The following is a 20,363-nucleotide window of genomic DNA, read 5'->3' as shown; positions in this document are numbered from 1 at the left end:
ATATTCTGAAGGATTGTCGTGTCGCCGTTCCGCCGGGGTTCCCGGTGACGACCCGGGCGGCGGGTCACCGCGCCGGGGACTCCGCCGCGACGATCCGGAAGACCGGGATGCCGGGGGCGACCCGGGCGAAGTCGGTGAGCGGGGCGTGCCGGTCCACCGGCGCGTGCGGGCGCGCGCCGGGAGCGAGCGCGAGATGCCGGCGCAGGATCGGTGGCCGCTGCGCCACCGGCACCTCGACCAGCCGGACCGGCTCGCGGCGGCGACGGCGCAGCACCACCCGGCCGCCTCGGTACATCCACGTCATGACACCGCCCACCGGAGGCCCTCCTTCGCCGTACCCGTCGACCGTCAGGCGCTCTCGCGGGCCACCAGCGTCGACGGGAACGCGGTGCTCGGGGCGACCGGCGCGCGCGTCAGCACGGCCGTGGCCGCGGCGGCGGCGATCCGGTCCACCGGGTGGGTCGCGGTGGTCAGCGGCGGGCTGCTGATCGCCGCGTACGGCAGGTCGTCGAACCCGGCCACCGCCACGTCGTGCGGCACCCGCACGCCGCGCCCGCGCAGCGCGGCGATCACGCCGAACGCGGTGGCGTCGCTGGCCGCGTAGACCGCGTCGGCGTCCGGCCACCGGCGCAGCGCCTCCAGTGCCGCCCGGCCGCCCCGCGCCGCGGTGAAGTCGCCGGTGACCAGCCGCTCCGGCGACCCGGACTCCCGCATCAGCTCCCGGTACGCGGTCACCGACCGTTCTGCGCAGCTCAACCAGCGCGGCCCGGTGACCATGACGACGCGGCGCCGGCCGGTGGCGTACAGGTGACGCAGCACCTCACCCGCGCCACCGGCGTTGTCGACGTCGAACGACGGCACCGCCGGAGAGCCCTGACCGATCGAGACGACCCGGCCGCGCAGCCTCGGCGGCACCGCGTCCAGCGCGGCCTGGGTCGTGTTGACCAGGATCACCCCGCACACGCCCCGGTCGGCGCCCAGCCGGGTCAGCCCGGACGGGTCGGCCAGCGGCAGCCACTCCAGCGCCACCCCGACTCCGTGCGGCGCGCCCACCCGCGACGCCGCGCCCACCACCCGGTGCACGTACGGGTCGTCCAGCACGGTGTCGTCGCGGCCCACCACGGCCACCACCAGGCGTACGCCCGCTCCGCGCACCAGCGACCGGGCCGCGAGGTCCGGCACGTAGCCGAGGTGCTCGGCGGCGGCGTGCACCCGGGCGCGGGCGTCCGCCGAGGCGAACCCGTAGCCGCCGAGCACCCGGGAGGCGGTGGCCCGGGACACCCCGGCGCCGCGGGCGACGTCGTCGAGCGTGGCGGGACGTGCGGTCGGCGTACCCATGTCCGCATCATGCCTGCTCCGGCGTGGATGGGCGAAGCCATAACGGCGCTTGTGGTGGAAGCGCTCTCAGGTGTGCGATTGTCGTCGGGAACCAGACGGGGGAAGGGACCACCGCACCGTGAGCAGCACCATCGACGCACCGGCCGGGAAGCGGCCACCGGCGCCCCGGGCGGTGCTGACCGCCCGCAACGGCGTCGCCGTCGTCTTCGCCCTCAACGGGCTCGCGGTGGCGAGCTGGTTCTCCCGGGTCCCGGCGGCCCAGGAGGCGCTCGACCTCAACCCGGGGCGGCTCGGCCTGCTGCTGCTCTGCGCGTCGGCGGGTTCGCTGCTGGCCATGCCGACGGCCGGCCTGGTCACCCAGCGGCTCGGGCCCGCGCGCACTGTCGCCGTGTCGGTGGTGCTGGTCTCGCTCGGCCTGACCGTGGCGGGTCTGTCCGCCAGCCTGGTCGGCTCGGTCGTCGGGGTGGGGTTCGGCCTCGCCGCGTTCGGCTTCGGCTCCGGCATGTGCGACGTGGCGATGAACGTCGAGGGCGCGGCCGTGGAGAAGCGCCTCGGCTACACCATCCTGCCCCGGTTCCACGCCGCCTGGAGTCTCGGCTCGGTGGCCGGGGCCGGGCTCGGCGCCGGCGCCGCGCACTTCGGCGTACCCGTGGGCGTGCACCTGCCGGTCCTGTCCGTGCTGATCCTGGCCGGCACGCTGGTCGGCGCCCGGGCATTCCTCGCGGCCACCGCCGAGGCGGCCGGGGCCGGGGAGCCGGCCGCCCGGCGGCAGGCGCTGCTGGCCGCCTGGCGCGAGCCCCGCACCCTGCTGGTCGGCCTGCTCGTGCTGGTCATGGCGTTCACCGAGGGCAGTGCCAACGACTGGCTCGCGGTGGCGTTCGTCGACGGGTACGGGGTCGACGAGGCGGTCGGCGCCGCGGTCTTCGGCGTGTTCGTGGTGGGCATGACGATCGGCCGCACCGTCGGCACCGTCGCCATCGACAGGTGGGGCCGGGTGCCGGTCCTGTTCACCACCATCGCGATGGCGTCCGCCGGCGCGGCGCTCGCCGTACTGGCCGGGAACGGCCCCCTCGCGGTGGTCGGCGTCGCGCTGTGGGGGCTCGGCGCCTCGCTCGGCTTCCCGGTCGGGATGAGCGCCGTCGCCGACGACGAGGACAAGGCCCCGGCCCGGGTGAGCGTGGTCGCGGTGATCGGCTACACCGCCTTCCTGGCCGGCCCGCCGCTGCTCGGCTTCCTCGGCGATCACTTCGGCGTGCTGTCCGCGCTCGGCGTGGTGCCGCTGCTCCTGCTGCCCACGCTCGCGCTGGTGCCGGTGCTGCGGGAGCGCCCCGCCGCGCCGGACACGCAGGCCGGCGCAGCGGCGGCGAAGGTCGGCTGAGCCGGTCCAGCCGACTCCCACCGCGCTCCCAGCCGCCTGCCAGGCCGGCGTGCTGCACTGGAGCGAACGCCGAGGAGAGGAGGCGGGCATGGGCTGGTTCAGCCGCCGGGCCGCCGACCCGACGACGCCCACGAAGCTCGACCGCGAGGCGACCAAGGAGGACCTGGCGCAGCTGGAGGCGTTCGTCACCAGCCGGCGCGGGGTCGAGTTCTACCTGGAACCGGAGACCACCGCCACCGACACCACAGTCGTCGCCATCGCGCACGACGGTGAGTGGATCCGCCGCCGTACCGGCTCGCCCCGCGCCGCCGGCAAGATCGCCCAGAAGCACGCGGTGCCGCTGTACGAGGCGGCCCGCACCGGCTACCCGGAGCGGATGCGGGCGTGGAACCGGGCCCACCCGGAACGCCGGGCCCGCTGACCGGCGCGGTCAGCCGGTCAGCGCGGTGACGAGGGCGTAGCCCAGGAACGCCGCGCCCAGGCCCGCGGCCACGCTGAGCGCCGCATTCGCGTACGCGAGGCGGCGCTTCCCGGTGCGGGCCAGGCGCAGCGTCTCGTAGCTCAGCGTCGACCAGGTGGTCAGCGCGCCGCAGAAACCGGTGCCGACCAGCGCGGTCACCGCCGGGTCGACGGGCGCCGCGAGCAGGCCGCCGAGCAGCAGCGACCCGGACACGTTCACGGTGAGCGTGCCCCACGGGAACGGTGAGCCGTGCCGGGCCTGCACCGCCCGGTCGGTCAGGTAGCGCAGCGGCGCGCCGAGCGCGGCGCCGAGCGCGATCAGCAGGACGGTCATCGGCCCGCCACCGTCTGGGCGGTCACGGGGCCCGCCCGTGCCGGGCGGCCAGCAGGCGCGCTGTCACCGCGTCCCCGGCCGCGACCGCGGCCAGCGCGCCGAGCACCGTGGCGGCCAGGTAGACGCCCGCCGTCGCCGCCGCGCCGTCGGTCAGCAGCCGCTGCGCGTCGACCGCGTACGCGGAGAACGTGGTGAACCCGCCGAGCACGCCGACGCCGAGGAACGGCCGGGTCAGCGGGTGGGCCGGGCGGGCGGCGAGCATCGCCGTCAGCGCACCGATCAGCAGGCAGCCGGTGACGTTGACGGCGAACGTGGCCCACGGAAACTCGCCGGGCCGGTGCGGCACCGCCGCCTGCGCGCCCGCCCGCGCGAGCGCGCCGAACACGCCACCGGCGGCGATCACGCCGAGCACGGCCGCCGGGTGCGCGGACAGTTCCGACCGGTCCGCCGGTACGCGCAGGTCGACGTCCGGATCAACGCGCGGATCCGACACCACACCTCCCACCGCCCCCCGCGAGCATAACCCCGCTCCCGCCGTCCGCCCGCGCCCCCGCTCTCGGTGATCTTGCGGTTCCAGCCCCGGCATTGCGCGTAAAGCGGACACCCGAGGGGCGGCAAGTGCAAGATCACGGGGGCGGGGGGTGGGGGAGGGATGAGGGGCGTACGGTGGGCGGCAGCGCCCGGCGCGGCGGTGCCCGGGGCCCGTCGCGCCAGGAGGAAGCCGTGCAGGACCGCACCCCTCGTCCGGACGAGCTGGATCCCGTCGAGCGGATCGGCGTCGACGAGCTGCGCGCCCTGCAGCTGGACCGGCTGCGCCACTCGCTGCGGCACGCGTACGACAACGTGCCGCACTACCGCCGCGCGTTCGACGACGCCGGCGCGAACCCGGGCGACCTGCGCGAGTTGACCGACCTGGCCCGCTTCCCGTTCACCACGAAGGCGGAGCTGCGGGAGAACTACCCGTTCGGCATGTTCGCGGTGCCCCGCGAACGGGTCGCCCGCCTGCACGCGTCCTCCGGCACCACCGGACGCCCGACCGTGGTCGGCTACACCCGCGCCGACCTGGACACCTGGGCGAAGCTGATGGCCCGCTCGATCCGGGCCGCCGGTGGCCGCCGCGGTGACCGGGTGCACGTCGCGTACGGCTACGGGCTGTTCACCGGCGGCCTCGGCGCGCACTACGGCGCCGAGGAGCTGGGCTGCACCGTCGTCCCGGTCTCCGGTGGCATGACCGAGCGCCAGGTCATGCTGATCCGCGACCTGGAACCGGAGGTCATCATGGTGACCCCGAGCTACATGCTCGCCATCGTGGACGAGATGGAACGCCAGGGCGTCGACCCGCGCGCCACCTCGCTGCGGGTGGGCGTCTTCGGCGCCGAGCCGTGGACCGAGGACATGCGCCGTGAGCTGGAGCAGCGCCTGGACATGCACGCGCTGGACATCTACGGCCTGTCCGAGGTGATGGGCCCGGGGGTGGCGGTCGAGTGCGTGGAGACCAAGGACGGCCTGCACCTGTGGGAGGACCACTTCTACCCGGAGATCATCGACCCGGTGACCGGGGAGGTGCTGCCCGACGGACAGCGGGGCGAGCTGGTGCTGACCTCGCTGACCAAGGAGGCCATGCCGGTGGTCCGCTACCGCACCCGGGACCTGACCCGGCTGCTGCCCGGCACGGCCCGCCCGATGCGGCGGATCGAGAAGATCACCGGACGGACCGACGACATGATGATCGTCCGGGGGGTGAACGTCTTCCCGACGCAGATCGAGGAGCTGATCCTGCGTACCCCGGCCCTGTCGCCGCACTTCCAGTGCGTGCTCGACCGGCGGGGGCGGATGGACACGCTCGCCGTCCACGTGGAGCGGCGCGCGGACGCCGCCGCCGACGAGGCCGAACGGGCCGGCGCGGCCCTGGCCGAGCAGGTCAAGAACACCATCGGCGTCTCCGTCGCGGTGCGGGTGATCGAACCGGACGGGGTGGAACGGTCGATGGGCAAGATGCGCCGCATCGTCGACCAGCGGCGGGAGCGCTGACATGGCGGACGACGGCGGCCGCACCGCGGCGCACGACATGTTCGACGCCGACGTGGCGTCCAAGGGGCTCGGCATCGAACTCGTCTCGGCCGGTGACGGCGCGGCCGTGGCGCGGATGCGGGTCACCCCGGCGATGCTCAACGGGCACGCGATCGGGCACGGCGGCTTCGTGTTCCTGCTCGCCGACACCGCGTTCGCGCTCGCCTGCAACAGCCACGGCCCGGCCACCGTCGCGGCCGGCGGCGAGATCAGCTTCCTGCGACCGGTACGCGAGGGCGACGTGCTGGAGGCGTACGCCACCGAGCGGGTCCGGCAGGGCCGCAGCGGCATCTACGACGTCACGGTGCGGCGCGGCGACGAGGTGGTGGCGGAGTTCCGGGGACGCAGCCGCACCATCGCCCGCGGCTGACGGCCATCGCTCGACCCGCCCGACGAGCCGCCCGGGCCGGAGTGGCCCCGTGCCCGCTCCGACCCGGACGTCGCCGTCATGCGGCGAGCCCAGTCGCGTACCCGCCGGGCTCGGCTCTTCGCCGCGCGCGGCCCGCCCTCTCAGGCCGCGCCGCGGCTCCGGGTAACGGGACGGTCCGCCACCCGGGCCACGCCGCGAGATCGCCGGCAGTCGCCGGTCCGGCCCAGGACGGCCCGGGCACCGCCCGGAGCACGCCGCTCCGATCCGGCGGGCCGGGCGCCGGTCGGGCCCCTCCACCCGACCGGCGCGACCGTCCCGCCCCGAGCGGGCAGAGTTCCCGCTCGTCGGGGTCCCGCGCGGGGACACCGGCTCCCGCTCCCGGCGCGAAGCCGGCAGCGGTGTCCTCCGGGACGCGGGCCGGATGCCGACCCGCGCCCACTCCGGCCGTCCGGGCGGCGGCGCGTCCGCCACCGGCCACGCCCGGCGGTACGGCCGCGCCGACGGTCCGGACACCGGCCCGGGCGGCGACGCGCTCGCCGTCCGCCATTGCGCCGATGTCGCCGACTCCGGACGCGGCGCGAAGACGGCGGGCGAAATCCGCTCGCACGGCCCGGGAGAGCCGGTGCGCGGCCACCCGCGCCACCAGCGGCTCGACCGTCCACCCGCCCGGCGCGACGGGCCGCAGCAGTCCGGCCGCGGCCAGGGCGCGCAGCGCCGGCGTGGCCCGGCCGGCGGGCCAGCCGAGCATCGCCTCCACCGTCGCGGCGGCGACCGGGCCGCCGCGGGCGGCGGCGGCCATCAGCACCGCCCGGTGCGTGCCGTCCAGCCGGTCCAGCCGGGCGTCCACCAGCCGCCGCGCGGCCGAGGGCACACCGGCCGGCTCGTCCGCCGGGTCGGTCAGGGCGTACGCGGTCGCGACGGCCGGATTGCCGCCGGCCAGGGGGAGCAGCCGCGCGGCGAGCGCGGCCGGCCGGCCGGTGTGGCCGAGCAGGTGCCGCAGCAGCCGTCCGGTCTCCAGCGGACTCAGCGGGCGCAGCGGGATCCGCCGGGTCCCCGGGGCGGGCAGCGGGTCGGCCGACCCGGAGCCGTACGTGGTGACCACCGCGAGCGGCAGCCCGCGGTCGCTCGCCGCGACGTGGAGCTGGCGCAGGAACCGGCGCAGCGCCGGCGCGGCCCGGTCCAGGTCGTCGACGGCCACCACCACGGGCGCGTCGGCGGCCAGGCCGAGCAGCGCCTCCCGGCAGGCCACCACGGCCCGCGCCGCCGTGGTGTCGTCGTGCGGCGCGGCCAGGAACGCGGCCAGCGCCCCGCCGCCCGGACCGTCGACGGCCACGCCCGGCAGTGGGCGCGGCGCCTCGGCCCGGGTGCGGAGCAGGTCGGCCAGGGGCGCCAGCTCGCCGGCCGGGTACGGCGGGCAGTACGCCACCCGCCGGAGTACCGGGACACCGTCCACCTGGGACACCGCGCGGATCACCTCGTGCAGCAGCCGGCTGCGGCCGCTGCCGGGCGGCCCGACCAGCGAGATCCACCGGGGACGTCGCTGCCGGAGCGCGGCGGTCACCTCCTCGGCCGCGGTGGCCAGCTCACGCCGTCGCCCGACCAGCGGGGCGCGATGCCGCGCCGGCCGGCGCCCGGCGGTCCCGGTCACCCGCCACACGTCCAGCGGCAGCGACTTGCCGGCGAGCGTCATGGTGGCCAGTGGACGCTGCTCGACCAGGCCGGCCACCGCGTCGCGGGTGACCGGGCAGACCACCACGCCACCGGGCGGCGCGTGCTCCTGGAGCCGGGCCGCGGTGGTGATGACCGCGCCGCTCGCCGCGCCGTGGCCGCCGTCGCGGGCGCCGGCCAGGTCGAGCAGCACCTCGCCGGTCGCCACGCCGACCCGCACGCGCAGCCGGACGCCGCCCGGCCGCCGCCGGTCCAGCGCGGCCTGGATGTCCAGCCCGGCCCGCACCGCCCGGTACGCGTCGAAGCCGTCCGAAGCGGACGCGCCGAACAGCGCCATCACCGCGTCGCCGACGTACTTCTCCACCACGCCCCGCCAGCGGCGCAGCACCGACGCGACGGTGCCGAAGTAGGCGCGTTGCAAGGCCCGCAGGTCCTCCGGGTCGAGCCGCTCGACCAGGCGGGTCGAGCCGACGATGTCGACGAAGAGGACGGTCACCGTGCGGCGTTCCTCCGGCACCGGCGGGCAGGCCGCGACGACGGCTTCCCGACTTACCACGGGCGTGGTGATCAACATCGCACCCACCCTTTCCCTGGTCCGGTGCCTGACGACCTCCGAAGACTTTCACCACCGGGTTCTCGGGGGATCGGTAGGACGACGTATGTCGGCCACCCGCAACCATTAGTCGTGTAGTCGACGCGAGGAGTACGAGTCCGACCCCGAGGCCGTAGAACGGTGCGGGGCCCTGTGACTAGGCTGCGTCCCATGGCCAGCGAAGTGGACACCGCACCGCTCGTCGGCCGCACCGGCACCATGGCGACGCTGCGGTCGGCGCTCTACGACGACCTGCGGCCCGGGCAGACCGGGGCGGTGTTCCTCACCGGCGAGAGCGGAGTGGGCAAGACCCGCCTGCTGAGCGAGGTCGGTGACCAGCTGCGGCAGGCCGGGGCCCTGGTGCTGACCGGCGCCTGCCTGGACATCGGCGACGCCTCGCCGCTGCACCCGGTACGCCAGGCGTTGCGCCGGCTCGACGCCGAGCAGGGCGAGGCGCGTACCGCGTCGGCGATCCGCGGGCTGTTGCAGGTCTTCGACGAGGAGACGCCCGGCCCGGACGGCGCCGGGGCGCTGCTGGAGCGCGTCGCCCAGGGCCTGCACCTGGTGGCCGGCGGGCGGCCGCTGGTGCTCGTCCTCGACGATCTGCAGTGGGTCGACCGCAGCACCCGGCAGCTCCTGCTCTACCTGCTCGCCGGTCTGGGCGACCTGCAGCTCTCCGTGCTGGCCGCGATCCGGGCCGAGTCGCTGCGCGGCGCGCACCCGCTGCGCCGGGTCCTCACCGAACTGCGCCGGCTGCGCTCGGTGCAGGTGGTCGATCTGCTGCCGCTGGACCGGGCCGCCACCGACGAGCTGGCCGCCGCCGTGGTCGGGGCGCCGCTGCCGCCGGAGGCCGCCGACCAGCTCTGGCGGCGCAGCGGCGGTAACCCGTTCGTGGCCGAGGAACTGGCCCGCGACCGGCGCGACGGCCGCGACGGCATCTCCGACACCGTGCGCGAGGTGTTCCTGGACCGGGTCGACGCGCTGCCGCAGCCCGCGCACGCCGTGGTGCACGCGGTGGCAGTGGGCGTCGAACCGGTCGAGCACTGGCTGCTGGCCCAGGTGGTCCGGCTGCCCGAGGAGGAGCTGCTCGACGCGGTCCGCGAGGCGGTGGCGCACCGCCTGCTGGTCGGCGCCGACGACGGCTACCGGCTGCGCCATCGGCTGGTCGCCGAGGTGCTGGCGAGCGAGCTGCTGCCGGCCGAGCGGGCCGCGCTGCACCGCCGCTTCGCCGAGGCGCTCACCGCCGCCCCGGGCGAGCTGCACCAGGCGCGGCTGGCCCACCACTGGCGGCACGCCGGTGAGCCGGCCCGGGCGCTGCCCGCCGCGATGGCCGCCGCCCGCGAGGCGGAGCGGCTGCACGGGTACGCCGAGGCGCACCGCCACTGGTCGGCCGCGCTGACGCTCGCCACCGAGCCGCCTGCGGTGCTGCCCGACGGCGGCCGGCCCGAGCCGGTCGAGGTGGACCGGGCCGAGCTGCTCAGCCACGCCGCCGAGGCCGCGCACCACAGCGGGGAACACGCCCGCGCCCTGACCCTGCTGGAGGAGCTGGCCGCCGAGGAGTCCGGGCCGCCGGTCTGCGCGCTGCACATCCGCCGCGCCCGCTACCTGGCCGCGGCGGGCCGGTCCGCGCCGGCCGAGGAGGAGTACCGGCGGGTGCTGGCCTCGCCCGACTGCACGCCGCACGAGCGCTGCACGGCCGCGGCCCGGCTGGCCGAGCTGCTGCTGCACCTGGGCCGCTACGCCGAGGCCGGTGAGCAGGCCCGGGAGGCGCTCGCGCTCGCCGCCGACGTGCCGGGCTCCACCTCCGAGGTGGTGATGGCCAGCGCCGCGCTCGGGTTCAGCGAGGCGTTCCTGGAGGATCCGGCCGCCGGGCTGGCGGTCATGCGCCGCGCTCTGGACACCGCCGAGCGCTCCGGCGGCCCGGAGGACGTGGCGTGCGCGTACCTGCACCTGGCCGACCTGATGACCGGGCCGCTGAACATCCTCGAGGAGGGTGTGGTGGTGGCCCGCCGTGGCGCCGAGCGGGTCGCCGAGCTGGGGCTGGGCCGCACCTGGGAGACCCGGCTGCTGGCGGTGGCGACGAACGGGCTGTTCCGGGTGGGGCAGTGGGCCGAGGCGGAGAAGGTCGTCGCCGCCGCGCTGCGGCACCGCCCCTCCGGCGCCGACGCGGTCGAGCTGCTGCTGGCCCGGTGCCGGCTCTCCGTCGGGTACGGCGACGTCGAGGCGTCCGACCGTGACCTGGAGGCGGTCGCCACCATGCTGGCCGGCGGCGGCGCCCGGCACGTGCTGCCGATGCTCATCCTGCGCGCCGGCCTGTCCATGTGGCAGGGCCGGCACGACCTGGCCCGGCAGGCGGTGCAGCGGGGCCTGACCGAGAGCCGGTCCGACGACGTGATCGTGCTGGCCACGCTGGCCTGGCACGGGCTGCGCGCGGAGGCGGAGGCCGCGGCCGGCCGCACCATCGAGCCGGATCCGAAAGCGGTACGCCGGCTGCGCGAGGCGGTCGACCGGGTGACCCGCAAGAGCGCCCGGGCGGGCGCGCCGGTGCGGTACGTCGCCGACGGGTTCCTGGCGCTCTGCGACGCCGAGCTGAGCCGGCTCGACGACGGCCGTGGCGACCCCGCGCTGTGGGAGCGTTCGGCGCTCGAGTGGGACCGGCGCAACCACCCCTATCCGGCGGCGTACTCCCGGTTGCGGCAGGCCGAGGCGCTGCTGGGACGGCGCAGCCGGGTGGCCACCGCGGGCAAGCTGCTGCGCCAGGCGTACGAGATGGCCCAGTCGCTCGGCGCGGTGCCGCTGACCGCGGAGATCCGTACCATCGCCTCGCGGGCCCGGGTGACCGTGGACGCCGCGCCCGGCCCCGCGCCGGTGCCCCGGCCACGGGCGGCGCCGGCCGGGCCCGCGGTGGACGAGCTGGCCACGCTCACCGCGCGGGAGCGGGAGGTGCTCGCGGCGGTCGCCGAGGGGCTGACCAACCGGGAGATCGGCCAGCGGCTGTTCATCAGTGAGCGGACCATCGGCGTCCACGTCTCGCACATCTTCGACAAGCTGCAGGTCCGCACGCGAGTGCAGGCCAGCGCGATCTTCCTGCGCAGCCGTCCGGGATAGACGTACGTCGGCAATACGTCGTTCTACCGATCCGGCGCGCGGGCGCCGGCTGGCACGCTGTGCGCCGGAGCGCCGGTGGCGTCGTGGGGGCGCCGACCATCGTGGAGGAGAAATGACCGAACCGGTCTGGGGTCCTGTGCACCAGGACATCGTCGGGTTGCTCGCCGATCACCCGGCCGACGTGCCGGCGGTCGTGGACCATCTCACCAAGCTGCAGGATCTGCTGGTCCGGCTCCCCCCGCTGGAGGAGAGCTGCCCGCTCGCCGACTTCAACAAGCTCTACCTGGTCATCACCAGCACCGTGCTCGACGGCCTGTACGACGACCGGTTCCGTGACCCGGCGTTCCTGGCCCGCCTGGACGTGGAGTTCGCGGCCCGGTACTTCGACGCGCTGCGGTTCTGGACCGACTCCAGCCCGAGCACGCCGAAGGCGTGGGCGTGCCTGTTCAAGCGGATGCGCGGCCCGGACGCCCGGCCGCTGCCCTCGGCCGCCGCGGGCGTCAACGCGCACATCAACTACGACCTGCCGTTCGCCCTGGTGACGACGTTCGACAGCCTGGACTCCGAGCCGATCGACGGCAGCGACCAGCACCGCGACTACCTGGAGATCAACAACATCTTCGCCGAGCGGATCCCGCAGCTGCGCCGGGGCTACCTGGACAACTGGCAGCTCATGATCGACATGGTGAACGGTGACATCGACGACTGGTACCAGGGCGAACTGGTGGAGTACACCCGGAACGTGGCCTGGCGCAACGCGCAGAAGATCTGGCGCTGCCGCCACGACCCGGAGGCCCGCGAGTGTGAGCGGACGCGGCTGGACGACAACGCCGCGCTGCTCGGCCGGCTGCTGCTGTCGCCCCTCGGGGCGTTCCTGCAGTAGCCGGGACGGGGGGTTCCCGCGTCCCGCCGTCCGGGCGCGGGACGCGGGAACGCCGCCGGCGGGTGTCGGCCCCGCCGGACCGGGTACGTCGCCGCCGTGCCGCGAGACGAACCGACCCGCCGTTTCCCGTTCCGCTTCGACCCGGTCTTCCGGCTGCCCCTGGCGCTGCTCGGGGTACGTCCCGCCACGGCCTGGGTCGACTGGGGCCCGGACGGTCTGCTCGTCCGGTTCGGCCCCTGGCTGCTGCGCACCACCAGGGACAACGTCACCGGCGCCGAGCTGAGCGGGCCGTACCGCTGGTGGCGGGCGATCGGCCCGCACCTGTCGCTGGCCGACGGCGGGGTGACCTTCGGCGCCGGCCTGGCCGCCGGGGTCTGCCTGCGCTTCGCCGAGCCGGTGCCGGCACTGGCGCCCGGTCCGTGGCTGCGGCACCCGGCGGTCACCGTCACCGTGGCCGACCCGGCCGCGCTGCGCGACGCGGTGACCGCCGCCGCAGCGGATCTTTGACCGGTTCGGCCGGGCCGCGACCGGGACAACCCCTACCGTCTTTGCCAGGGGACGAAGGGGAACAGATGGGGCAGGCGGGGGACGCGGAACAGCCCAGGCGTACGCGGGAGCGGCGCCGGGAGGCGCACGCCGCCGCGGCCGCCCGGGCCGGCCGGCACGGCGACCACGCCGAGCGGTCCGGTCGTCCCGTGCCGGAGCTGCCGGAACGGGTGGCCGCCCCGGCCCGGCCGGCCCCGCCGCCCGGCCGGCTGCACCGGTGGCTGTTCGCCCACCGCGTCGAACCGGTCGGCCCGGAGGTACGGGAGCACCAGACCCGGTCGCACCCGTGGTGGCAGGTGATGTGCCTGACCGGCGTCGACTACTTCTCCACGCTGTCCTACCTGCCGGGCATCGCGGTCGTGGCGGCCGGCGCGCTCAGTCCGCTGGCCACCCTGCTGATCGTGGCGCTGACCCTGCTCGGGATGCTGCCGATGTACCGCCGCGTGGCCCGGGAGAGCCCGCACGGGCAGGGCTCGGTGGCGATGCTGGAGCGGCTGCTGCCGTTCTGGCGCGGCAAGGTCTTCGTGCTGGTGCTGCTGGGCTTCGTCGCCACCTCGTGGATCATCACGATCACGCTCTCCGCCGCCGACGCCAGCGTGCACCTGCTGGAGAACCCGGCCCTGCCCGCCGCGTTCCCGCACGGCCGGACAGCGGCGGTGCTGGTCACCGTGGCGCTGCTGCTCGTGCTCGGCGGCGTGTTCCTGCTCGGGTTCAGCGAGGCGGTGCAGGTGGCCATCCCGCTGGTGGCGGTGTTCCTGGCGCTGAACGCGGTGGTGGTGGTCGCCGGCGTGGCCGAGCTGGCCGCCGACCCGGCGCCGCTGGCCGACTGGACCGGCCGGCTGGCCGACGCCGGCGGACCCGGGGACGTCCTGGCCACCAGCGCGCTCGCGTTCCCGCTGCTGGTGCTCGGCCTGTCCGGCTTCGAGACCGGGGTGAGCATGATGCCGCTGGTGCGCGGCCGCGGCGCCGATCCGGAGCAGCGGCTGGCCGCCCGCATCCGCAACACCCGCCGGCTGCTCACCGCCGCCGCGCTGATCATGTCGGTCTACCTGATCGCCACCACGTTCGTGACCACCGTGCTGATCCCGCCCGAGGCGTTCGCGCCCGGCGGGCCGGCCAACGGCCGGGCGCTCGCGTTCCTCGCCCACGAGCATCTCGGCCAGGCGTTCGGCACCGTCTACGACATCAGCAGCATCCTCATCCTCTGGTTCGCCGGCGCCTCGGCGATGGCCGGGCTGATCAACATCGTGCCGCGCTACCTGCCGTCGTACGGCATGGCGCCGGAGTGGGGCCGCGCGGTCCGCCCGGTGGTGCTGGTCTACACCGCGATCAGCGTCGCCATCACCATCGCGTTCGCCGCCGACGTCAACGCCCAGGCCGGCGCGTACGCCACCGGCATCCTGGCGATGATGGTCTCCGGCGCGATAGCGGTGACCATCGCGGCGCTGCGGGCCGGCAGCCGCGCGGCCGGCGCCGGGTTCGCGCTGCTCACCGCCGTGCTGCTGTACGCGCTGGCGGAGAACGTGGTGGCCAAGCCGGACGGCATCACCATCTCCGGGTTCTTCATCGCCGGGATCGTCGCGGTGTCGCTGATCTCCCGCGTCACCCGGACCACCGAGTTGCGCGCCGAGCGGATCGAGTTCGACGAGGCGGCCCGCCGGTTCGTCGACGAGTCGGTGGCCCGGGACGGGCGGCTGCACCTGATCGCCAACAAGCGGCAGCGCGGGTCGGTCAAGGAGTACCGGGTCAAGGAGCGGGCGCAACGGTCGATGAACCCGGTGCCCGGCGCCGCCGACGTGCTCTTCCTGGAGATCGACGTGAGCGACCCGTCGCAGTTCAGCCAGGTGCTGCGGGTGCACGGGGTGGAGGCCGGCGGCTACCGGATCCTGCGGGCCAGCAGCCCGGCCGCGCCGAACGCGATAGCCGCGATCCTGCTGGCGCTGCGCGACGCCACCGGGGTACGCCCGCACTGCCACTTCGAGTGGTCGGAGGGGAACCCGATCGCGCACCTGCTGCGCTACCTCATCCTCGGCCGGGGCGACACGCCGCCGGTGGTACGGGAGATCATCCGCAAGTCCGAGCCGGATCCCACCCGCCGTCCCGGCATCCACGTCGGCGGCTGACCCGCCGGCTACGACCCGAGGGCGCGTACCCGGGCCAGCAGGTCGCGGGCGCAGAAGTCGAGGAAGCCGTCCGGGTCCGGGCCGGCGTTCTGCAGCACGATGTGGTCGAAGCCGGCCTCGACGTACGCGCGCGCCTTCTCCACGTGCGGCCCGGCGTCCGGGCCGACGGAGAACTGGCTGCGGATGTGGTGGTCCTCGACCCAGGTGGTGGCGGCGTCGAAGTTCACCGGGTTCGGCAGCTCGCTCATCACCTTCCAGCCGGTGACCGCCCAGCGGCTGGTCTCCTTCGCCGCGCGTACCGCCGACTCCTCGTCGGTGGCCCAGGCCATCGGCACCTCGGCGTAGCGGGGGCCCCGGCCGCCGGCGTTGCGGTACTGGTCGACGATGGACGCCTTCGGCTCGGTGGCGAACAGGCCCGTGCCCAGCTCGGCGGCCAGGCCGGCGGACTCCCGGCCGCTGGCCGCCACGGCGATCACCGGTAGATCGTCGGGCAGGTCCCAGATCCGCGCGTCCTCCAGCTTCAGGTGCCGGCCCTCGTAGGACCGGTAGCCGCCCTGCCAGAGCAACCGGATGATCTCCAGCGCCTCGCGCAGCCGCTCGTGCCGCCCCCGTACGCTGGGGAACCCCTGCCCGACGACGTGCTCGTTGAGCCGCTCGCCGGCGCCCACGCCGAGCGTGAACCGCCCGTTGGAGATCAGCGCCATGGTAGCCGCGGCCTGCGCGACGATCGCCGGGTGGTAGCGGACGGTGGGGCAGGTGACGCCGGTGGCCAGGCCGAGCGTGCTGGTACGGGCGGCGATCGCGCCGAGCGCGCTCCACGTGAAGCAGGAATGCCCCTGCGACTCCAGCCAGGGGTGGTAGTGGTCGCTCATCTCGACGAAGTCGAAGCCGACCTCCTCGGCCCGGATCGCCTGCCGGATGAGTTCCCGGGGCCCGAACGCCTCCGAGGCGAGCTTGTAGCCGATCCGCATGCCCGGTTCTCCGTTTCCGTCGTCGGCGAACCGCTGCCGTTCCCGCCCCTCCGCCGGGCAAACCCCGGCCAAACCCAGCCTCCTAGGACGCCTTAGGGGTGGTGGCGTGCCGCGCCCCGGGCACGGAACGGCCCGCGCTCGCCGGGCGGGCGCGGGCCGGGAGGTGATCTACTTCGAGGGCTCGGGCAGCTTGCAGTCCACCTTCGGGTTGGCGCCGATGTAGTTCAGCGGGCCGGCCACGATGGTGACCAGGATCGTGCCCGCCTCCGCGCAGTTCGTCTCGTCGTTGCCGTAGTAGCCGCGCTGACCGGCGGCGATGGCACCGATGATGAGCCAGATGACGACCAGGACGCCGAATATCGAGGTGCCGCGCATCAGTTGCCTCCACTGGGGTTGTGGTGGATTCGAGGTGGAGGCCATGTACCCCGGGCGGGTGATCCGCCAAACGGCGCGCTGGCGCCCGGTGCGGCCGATTCCGATTACCGGCGGCGCCCGCTCAGTGCGGCGGCATCGGCTCCTCCGGCGGGCGGCCCCGGCTGCGGTGGTAGTCGGCGGACGCCACCCCGGCCAGCACCAGCATCGCCCCGGCCGAGGCGTAGACCGGCGCGAGGAACAACCCGGCCGGCGCGATCGTGAGCAGCGCCAGCACCCCGCCCGGCCGGGACGACGACACCCGGCTGAACACCTCGTACTCGAAGGCGGCCCGCCCGGTCAGGAACAGCGCCGGCCCGCCGAGGATCACCGCCAGCCAGGCCGGTGGCGTGTGCCCGGTCGGCTCCAGCAGCACCAGGTCGAAGCCCGCCGCGGTGGTCACCACGCCCGCCACCATCATCAGATGCGTGTACGGCGCGGTGTTGAGGAACCGGCTCGGCTGGGCGGCCCGGGCGATGGCGTGCGGCAGCAGCTCGCCGGACTTGTGCACGTAGATGCGCCAGAGCAGCAGCGTGGTGGCGAACGCGACGGTGAAGGCGGCCAGGTTCTCCACCTCGGAGTGGTGCAGGCTGAACACGGTGCCGGCGACCAGCACGGCGTCGCCGAGCGCGATGATGAAGAACTGCTGGTACCGCTCGGACAGGTGCTCGGCGGTCACGTTGCGCTGGGAGTCCGGCACCGCGCCCAGGACCGGCACCGGGTACGCCAGCCGGAATCCGAGATAGTCGATGGCCAGGGCGCCGAACCAGAGCAAAAGCCGTGCGGTGCCGTGCGCGGCCAGCGCGCCGACCAGCCAGGGCACCGCCGACACGGCGAACCAGACGAAGATGCGCAGGGCCCGCTGGTTGCTCTGCGGGTGCCGCCGTACGGCGGGCATGAGGAACAGGCCGCGTCCGAGATGGATCGCCACGTACGTGCCGGCGAACACCAGCCCTCGGGAGCTGAACGCCTCCGGGATGGCGGTGGTCATCAGCAGCGCGCCGAACATCACCGCCACGATCAGCAGCTTGATCTCGGTGCGCTGCGGATCGTAGATGTCGGTGACCAGCGTGGTGATCGCCCAGGTCCACCAGATCGCCATCAGCATGACCAGGGACTCGGCGGCCCGCTCCCAGGACACCGACCCGACCAGGTGACGCGAGATCAACGCGAGCGCGGCCACGTAGACCAGGTCGAAGAAGAGTTCGAGCAGCGTCACCCGGCGCGGCGCCTCCGGATCGCGGACCGGCGGTCGCCGGCCGGGCTCCGGCGCTGCGGTGGGCACGACATGCTCCTGCGGGTGGCGGTTCGTGCGGCGGGCCGTGAGGGCCCCTCACCGACCGTAGCGATGCCTGTCCGCAAGCGGTCAGTTTTCCGACATACCGGTCCGGGTGGGGGCTGATGGTCGCGCGGTGATGTCACCACTTCGGGGTTCTGGTGGGGCGGGAAACGCGCCGGGCCGGTGGCGACGATCGTCACCACCGGCCCGGAACACGGAGGAGCGTCTACTCGGCACCGGCCGGGAGCACCCGATCGGCCTCAGCGCCGGCACCCGCCAGCACCTTCGCCTGCTGCGGCCAGGTGGCCAGACCCGGCGCGGAGCGCAGGCCGGCGGCCTTCACCGTCTGCCGCAGTGCAGCCTCGTCCAGCTCGGCGAGCTGCCGGTAGGTGCGGATCCCGGCGTCCTGCAGGGCGGCGGCCAGCTTCGGCCCGATGCCCTGGATTCGCCGGAAGTCGTCCGACGCGTCGGTGTCCGCCGCGGCCGGGACATTCTCGACCGAAGTACGCGGCGCGGGCACGGCGACCGGCTCGATGGCCTCGACCGGCGCGGCCTCGGTGGCCGGCGCGTCGACGGCCGTGCCGACCGCGGGCTGCTTCTCCGTGGCGGGCTCGTCCTCGGCGAGGGTTGCCGAAGCCGCCACCGGCTCGGCGTCAACGGTGGCCGGAACCGTCACCGAGTCGGAGTCAACGACGGCCGGAGCCGGCTCGGCGTCGGCCACGGGCGCGGCAACCGGCCCGGCGTCGGCCGAGGGCGACACCGGCTCGGCACCGACGGGCTCGGACTCGACCCGCTCGGAGGCAACGGGTGCGGAAACGACGGGCTCGGAAACGACGGGCTCGGCGCTGACCGGTTCGGAAACGACCGGCTCGGAGGCAGCGGGCTCGGACACAATGGGCTCGGCGGCGACGGGCTCGGCAGTGACCGACTCAGACACGACGGGCTCGGCGGTGGCCGGCTCAGACCCGACCGGCTCGGCGGTGGCTGGCTCAGACACGACCGGGTCGGAGGCGGCGGGGGAGGACTCGGCCGGCTCGTCGGCGGTGCGGGCGGCGGTGGCTACGGCCGGTTCGGCGGTCGCGGACTCGGTGGGGGCGGGCTCGGTCACGGTGGCGGTCGCCGGCGGCTCGTCGACCACGGCGACCGGACGCGGCTCGTCGACGGTGGCGGTCACCGCGGGGGCGCCCTCCACCGTGGGCGTCGCCGGGGCGCCGGGTCGGCGGCCGAAGAGCACCCAGCCGGCGACCAGTCCGATGAGCAGGGCCAGGATCACGAACAGCCACTGCCCGAAGCTCGACGGCATGGCCAACCTCCTTCTATGTACGTGCACGACGGTGGCGAAAGACTCGGGGCAGCTTCGCACACGCGCGCCGACGACGACAGGCAGGCTGGTGCCGGGCCGCGACTGCGGGACGGGTGGTGTCCGCCGGTGGCCGGCGAGTGACCGAGCGTGCGTCGGGAATCGAATGGTGCACGGCCGGGAGGCGCCCCGGAACCTGGGTGCCGTGCGTGGTTCCGGGGCGCCCCGTCCGTCGCCCGTGTCCGGTCAGCGGATCCGGTCGGGCGCAGGGGTGCCGGCGGCGGTCCAGCTGTAGAAGCAGCCGGCCACCGCGTCCCGGGGCGAGTCCCAGGTCGGCAGGTACGGCGAGGTGTGCGCGGACAGCCGCTTGTTCACCTGCTCGTAGAGCGGGTGGTCGCGTAGTTCCGCGGTCAGGTCGGGCGCCACGTCGACGGTCTCCATCAGATGGACGCACAGGTCGTGCAGGTAGTACAGGGACCGGTGCCGCACGCCGGTGAGGTGGGGCAGTTCCGTCGCGTCGGACTCGGCGAAGATCTGCGCCACCCGTCCCTGTGCGCCCGGCACGATCCGGCTGACCACCAACAGTCGACTCATCGTGTGACCCCCTCTGCCGCGCGGTGCTGGGCTCACCGTGCCGGTCGCGCTGTCACCTCGCCGTCACCGCGTACCCCGGGGGATTGATGGCGGTGCCGCCTTGGCGGCCCGGTCCGTGCGGCGCGGCGGCGGCGGTTCCGGGCGGCTGGCCCGCCGGATCGGCGCGAGCGTGTCGTCCAGCAGCGCGGTCATGGCCGGGGACGGTTCCAGGCGCAGTTCGCGCAGAAGCAGGTCACGGTAGACGTAGAAGGAGTGGACCGCCTCGAACGCGTTGCCCTCGGCCAGGTGGATGCGGACCACCAGGCGGTGCGGGGTCTCCCGCAGCGGTTCGGCGGCCATCGCCTCCAGCGCGGCCTCGAGCGCCTCGCCGTGCCGGCCGGCGGTGAGGTGGTTGCCGGCGAGTTCCTCCAGCATGTGCAGGCGCAGCTGGCGCAGCCGTTCGCGTTCCAGCAGCACCCAGTCGTCGTACCAGCCGGGGAGCAGGTCGTGGCGTCCGGCGCCGGCAGCGCCGCGGGGGACTGCGCCTTCGCGTACCCGGGTGGCCGTCTCCACCAGGTCGTCCACGTCGAGGCGGACGGTCGGTCCGAGGCGGACGGTGTCGCCGTCGGTGCGCAGCGGGCAGCACGGGTCCTGCCGCAGCCGCCACAGCGCGGTCCGCAGCGACGACAGCGCTCGCTCCTCGGGGGTCTCGGGCCAGAGCAGACCGGCGAGGTGGCTGCGGGTGGCGGCCGGGCGCAGGCCGATCAGGGCGATGACGCGCTGCAACCCCCGGGGTACGACCACCGGAGTGTCGTCGTGCAGCAACTGGAAACCGCCGAGCAGGTGCAGTGCCACCCGTGGGGCGGGTTCGCCCGCCGTCGGCATCCTCGATCCACCCGACACGGCGCACCCCCCAGCACCGGAACCCTCGTCCCGACCGTCGTCTCCCGGCCCGTCGCC

General features: G+C 75.1%; 19 protein-coding genes. 8 read left to right on the top strand and 11 right to left on the bottom strand.

Annotation, left to right across the window (positions count from 1 at the left end; translation table 11 throughout):
* Positions 1 to 64: 64 nt before the first annotated feature.
* Together DQE82_RS13465 and DQE82_RS13460 are read right to left on the bottom strand one after the other, a co-directional pair.
* Positions 65 to 316: a hypothetical protein gene (locus DQE82_RS13465; RefSeq protein WP_233514658.1), complete on the bottom strand. Its 252-nt coding sequence runs from the start codon at positions 314 to 316 to the stop codon at positions 65 to 67.
* 32 nt (positions 317 to 348) lie between these two features.
* On the bottom strand, positions 349 to 1,338 hold the full coding sequence (locus DQE82_RS13460) for a LacI family DNA-binding transcriptional regulator (RefSeq protein ID WP_064445751.1): 990 nt from the start codon (positions 1,336 to 1,338) through the stop codon (positions 349 to 351).
* A gap of 118 nt (positions 1,339 to 1,456) precedes the next feature.
* Between DQE82_RS13460 and DQE82_RS13455 the strand changes: the two genes are divergently transcribed.
* Positions 1,457 to 2,716 carry an MFS transporter gene (locus DQE82_RS13455; protein WP_113972851.1) on the top strand — a complete coding sequence of 420 codons (1,260 nt, stop codon included), beginning with the start codon at positions 1,457 to 1,459 and terminating at the stop codon, positions 2,714 to 2,716.
* An 88-nt stretch (positions 2,717 to 2,804) separates the two neighbouring features.
* Complete coding sequence (locus DQE82_RS13450; RefSeq protein ID WP_030499339.1) at positions 2,805 to 3,137, top strand: hypothetical protein; 333 nt, start codon at positions 2,805 to 2,807, stop codon at positions 3,135 to 3,137.
* Positions 3,138 to 3,146: 9 nt separating this feature from the next.
* Here DQE82_RS13450 and DQE82_RS13445 read toward each other — a convergent pair whose 3' ends face one another.
* Together DQE82_RS13445 and DQE82_RS13440 are read right to left on the bottom strand one after the other, a co-directional pair.
* Complete coding sequence (locus DQE82_RS13445) at positions 3,147 to 3,509, bottom strand: CrcB family protein (RefSeq protein WP_113972850.1); 363 nt, start codon at positions 3,507 to 3,509, stop codon at positions 3,147 to 3,149.
* A gap of 22 nt (positions 3,510 to 3,531) precedes the next feature.
* Positions 3,532 to 4,002, bottom strand: coding sequence for a CrcB family protein (locus DQE82_RS13440; protein ID WP_043330057.1), 471 nt, complete (start codon positions 4,000 to 4,002; stop codon positions 3,532 to 3,534).
* A 230-nt stretch (positions 4,003 to 4,232) separates the two neighbouring features.
* On the opposite strand from DQE82_RS13440, the gene paaK reads away from it, so the two are divergent.
* Entirely contained in the window at positions 4,233 to 5,540 is a 1,308-nt protein-coding gene (paaK, locus tag DQE82_RS13435; protein ID WP_113973096.1) for a phenylacetate--CoA ligase PaaK, read from the top strand.
* 1 nt (position 5,541) lies between these two features.
* Positions 5,542 to 5,949, top strand: a complete 408-nt coding sequence (gene paaI, locus DQE82_RS13430; protein WP_043323587.1) for a hydroxyphenylacetyl-CoA thioesterase PaaI — start codon at positions 5,542 to 5,544, stop codon at positions 5,947 to 5,949.
* Between the two features lie 76 nt (positions 5,950 to 6,025).
* On the opposite strand, the gene DQE82_RS13425 is transcribed toward paaI, so the two are convergent.
* Complete coding sequence (locus DQE82_RS13425; RefSeq protein ID WP_113972849.1) at positions 6,026 to 8,191, bottom strand: adenylate/guanylate cyclase domain-containing protein; 2,166 nt, start codon at positions 8,189 to 8,191, stop codon at positions 6,026 to 6,028.
* 189 nt (positions 8,192 to 8,380) lie between these two features.
* On the opposite strand from DQE82_RS13425, the gene DQE82_RS13420 reads away from it, so the two are divergent.
* The 4 genes from DQE82_RS13420 to DQE82_RS13405 all read left to right on the top strand — a co-directional run bounded on the left by DQE82_RS13420 (position 8,381) and on the right by DQE82_RS13405 (position 14,869).
* On the top strand, positions 8,381 to 11,317 hold the full coding sequence (locus DQE82_RS13420) for a LuxR family transcriptional regulator (RefSeq protein WP_113972848.1): 2,937 nt from the start codon (positions 8,381 to 8,383) through the stop codon (positions 11,315 to 11,317).
* Between the two features lie 112 nt (positions 11,318 to 11,429).
* Entirely contained in the window at positions 11,430 to 12,200 is a 771-nt protein-coding gene (locus tag DQE82_RS13415) for a DUF5995 family protein (RefSeq protein WP_043323591.1), read from the top strand.
* 96 nt (positions 12,201 to 12,296) lie between these two features.
* Complete coding sequence (locus DQE82_RS13410; protein ID WP_043323592.1) at positions 12,297 to 12,707, top strand: hypothetical protein; 411 nt, start codon at positions 12,297 to 12,299, stop codon at positions 12,705 to 12,707.
* A gap of 65 nt (positions 12,708 to 12,772) precedes the next feature.
* Complete coding sequence (locus tag DQE82_RS13405) at positions 12,773 to 14,869, top strand: amino acid transporter (protein ID WP_043323594.1); 2,097 nt, start codon at positions 12,773 to 12,775, stop codon at positions 14,867 to 14,869.
* Positions 14,870 to 14,877: 8 nt separating this feature from the next.
* Here the strand turns inward: DQE82_RS13405 and DQE82_RS13400 are convergent, their stop codons facing one another.
* From DQE82_RS13400 to DQE82_RS13375, 6 genes are all read right to left on the bottom strand, one after another.
* Positions 14,878 to 15,840, bottom strand: a complete 963-nt coding sequence (locus DQE82_RS13400) for a TIGR03557 family F420-dependent LLM class oxidoreductase (RefSeq protein ID WP_113972847.1) — start codon at positions 15,838 to 15,840, stop codon at positions 14,878 to 14,880.
* 168 nt (positions 15,841 to 16,008) lie between these two features.
* The gene (locus tag DQE82_RS13395; RefSeq protein WP_030504423.1) at positions 16,009 to 16,215 is read right to left on the bottom strand and encodes a hypothetical protein; all 207 of its coding nucleotides are present in this window, start codon (positions 16,213 to 16,215) and stop codon (positions 16,009 to 16,011) included.
* Positions 16,216 to 16,336: 121 nt separating this feature from the next.
* Positions 16,337 to 17,536: a low temperature requirement protein A gene (locus tag DQE82_RS13390; RefSeq protein WP_113972846.1), complete on the bottom strand. Its 1,200-nt coding sequence runs from the start codon at positions 17,534 to 17,536 to the stop codon at positions 16,337 to 16,339.
* A gap of 220 nt (positions 17,537 to 17,756) precedes the next feature.
* Complete coding sequence (locus tag DQE82_RS13385) at positions 17,757 to 18,833, bottom strand: helix-hairpin-helix domain-containing protein (RefSeq protein ID WP_113972845.1); 1,077 nt, start codon at positions 18,831 to 18,833, stop codon at positions 17,757 to 17,759.
* Positions 18,834 to 19,076: 243 nt separating this feature from the next.
* A complete protein-coding gene (locus DQE82_RS13380; RefSeq protein WP_030504426.1) occupies positions 19,077 to 19,424 on the bottom strand; it encodes a TcmI family type II polyketide cyclase in 348 nt (115 codons plus the stop codon).
* 63 nt (positions 19,425 to 19,487) lie between these two features.
* Positions 19,488 to 20,288 (bottom strand): BTAD domain-containing putative transcriptional regulator, encoded by an 801-nt coding sequence (locus DQE82_RS13375; RefSeq protein WP_113972844.1) that lies wholly within the window; start codon positions 20,286 to 20,288, stop codon positions 19,488 to 19,490.
* Between the last annotated feature and the right edge of the window lie 75 nt (positions 20,289 to 20,363).

The organism is Micromonospora sp. LHW51205, assembly GCF_003315815.1.
Lineage (GTDB): Bacteria > Actinomycetota > Actinomycetes > Mycobacteriales > Micromonosporaceae > Micromonospora > Micromonospora chalcea.
This window is presented reverse-complemented; position numbering and strand designations above follow the sequence as displayed.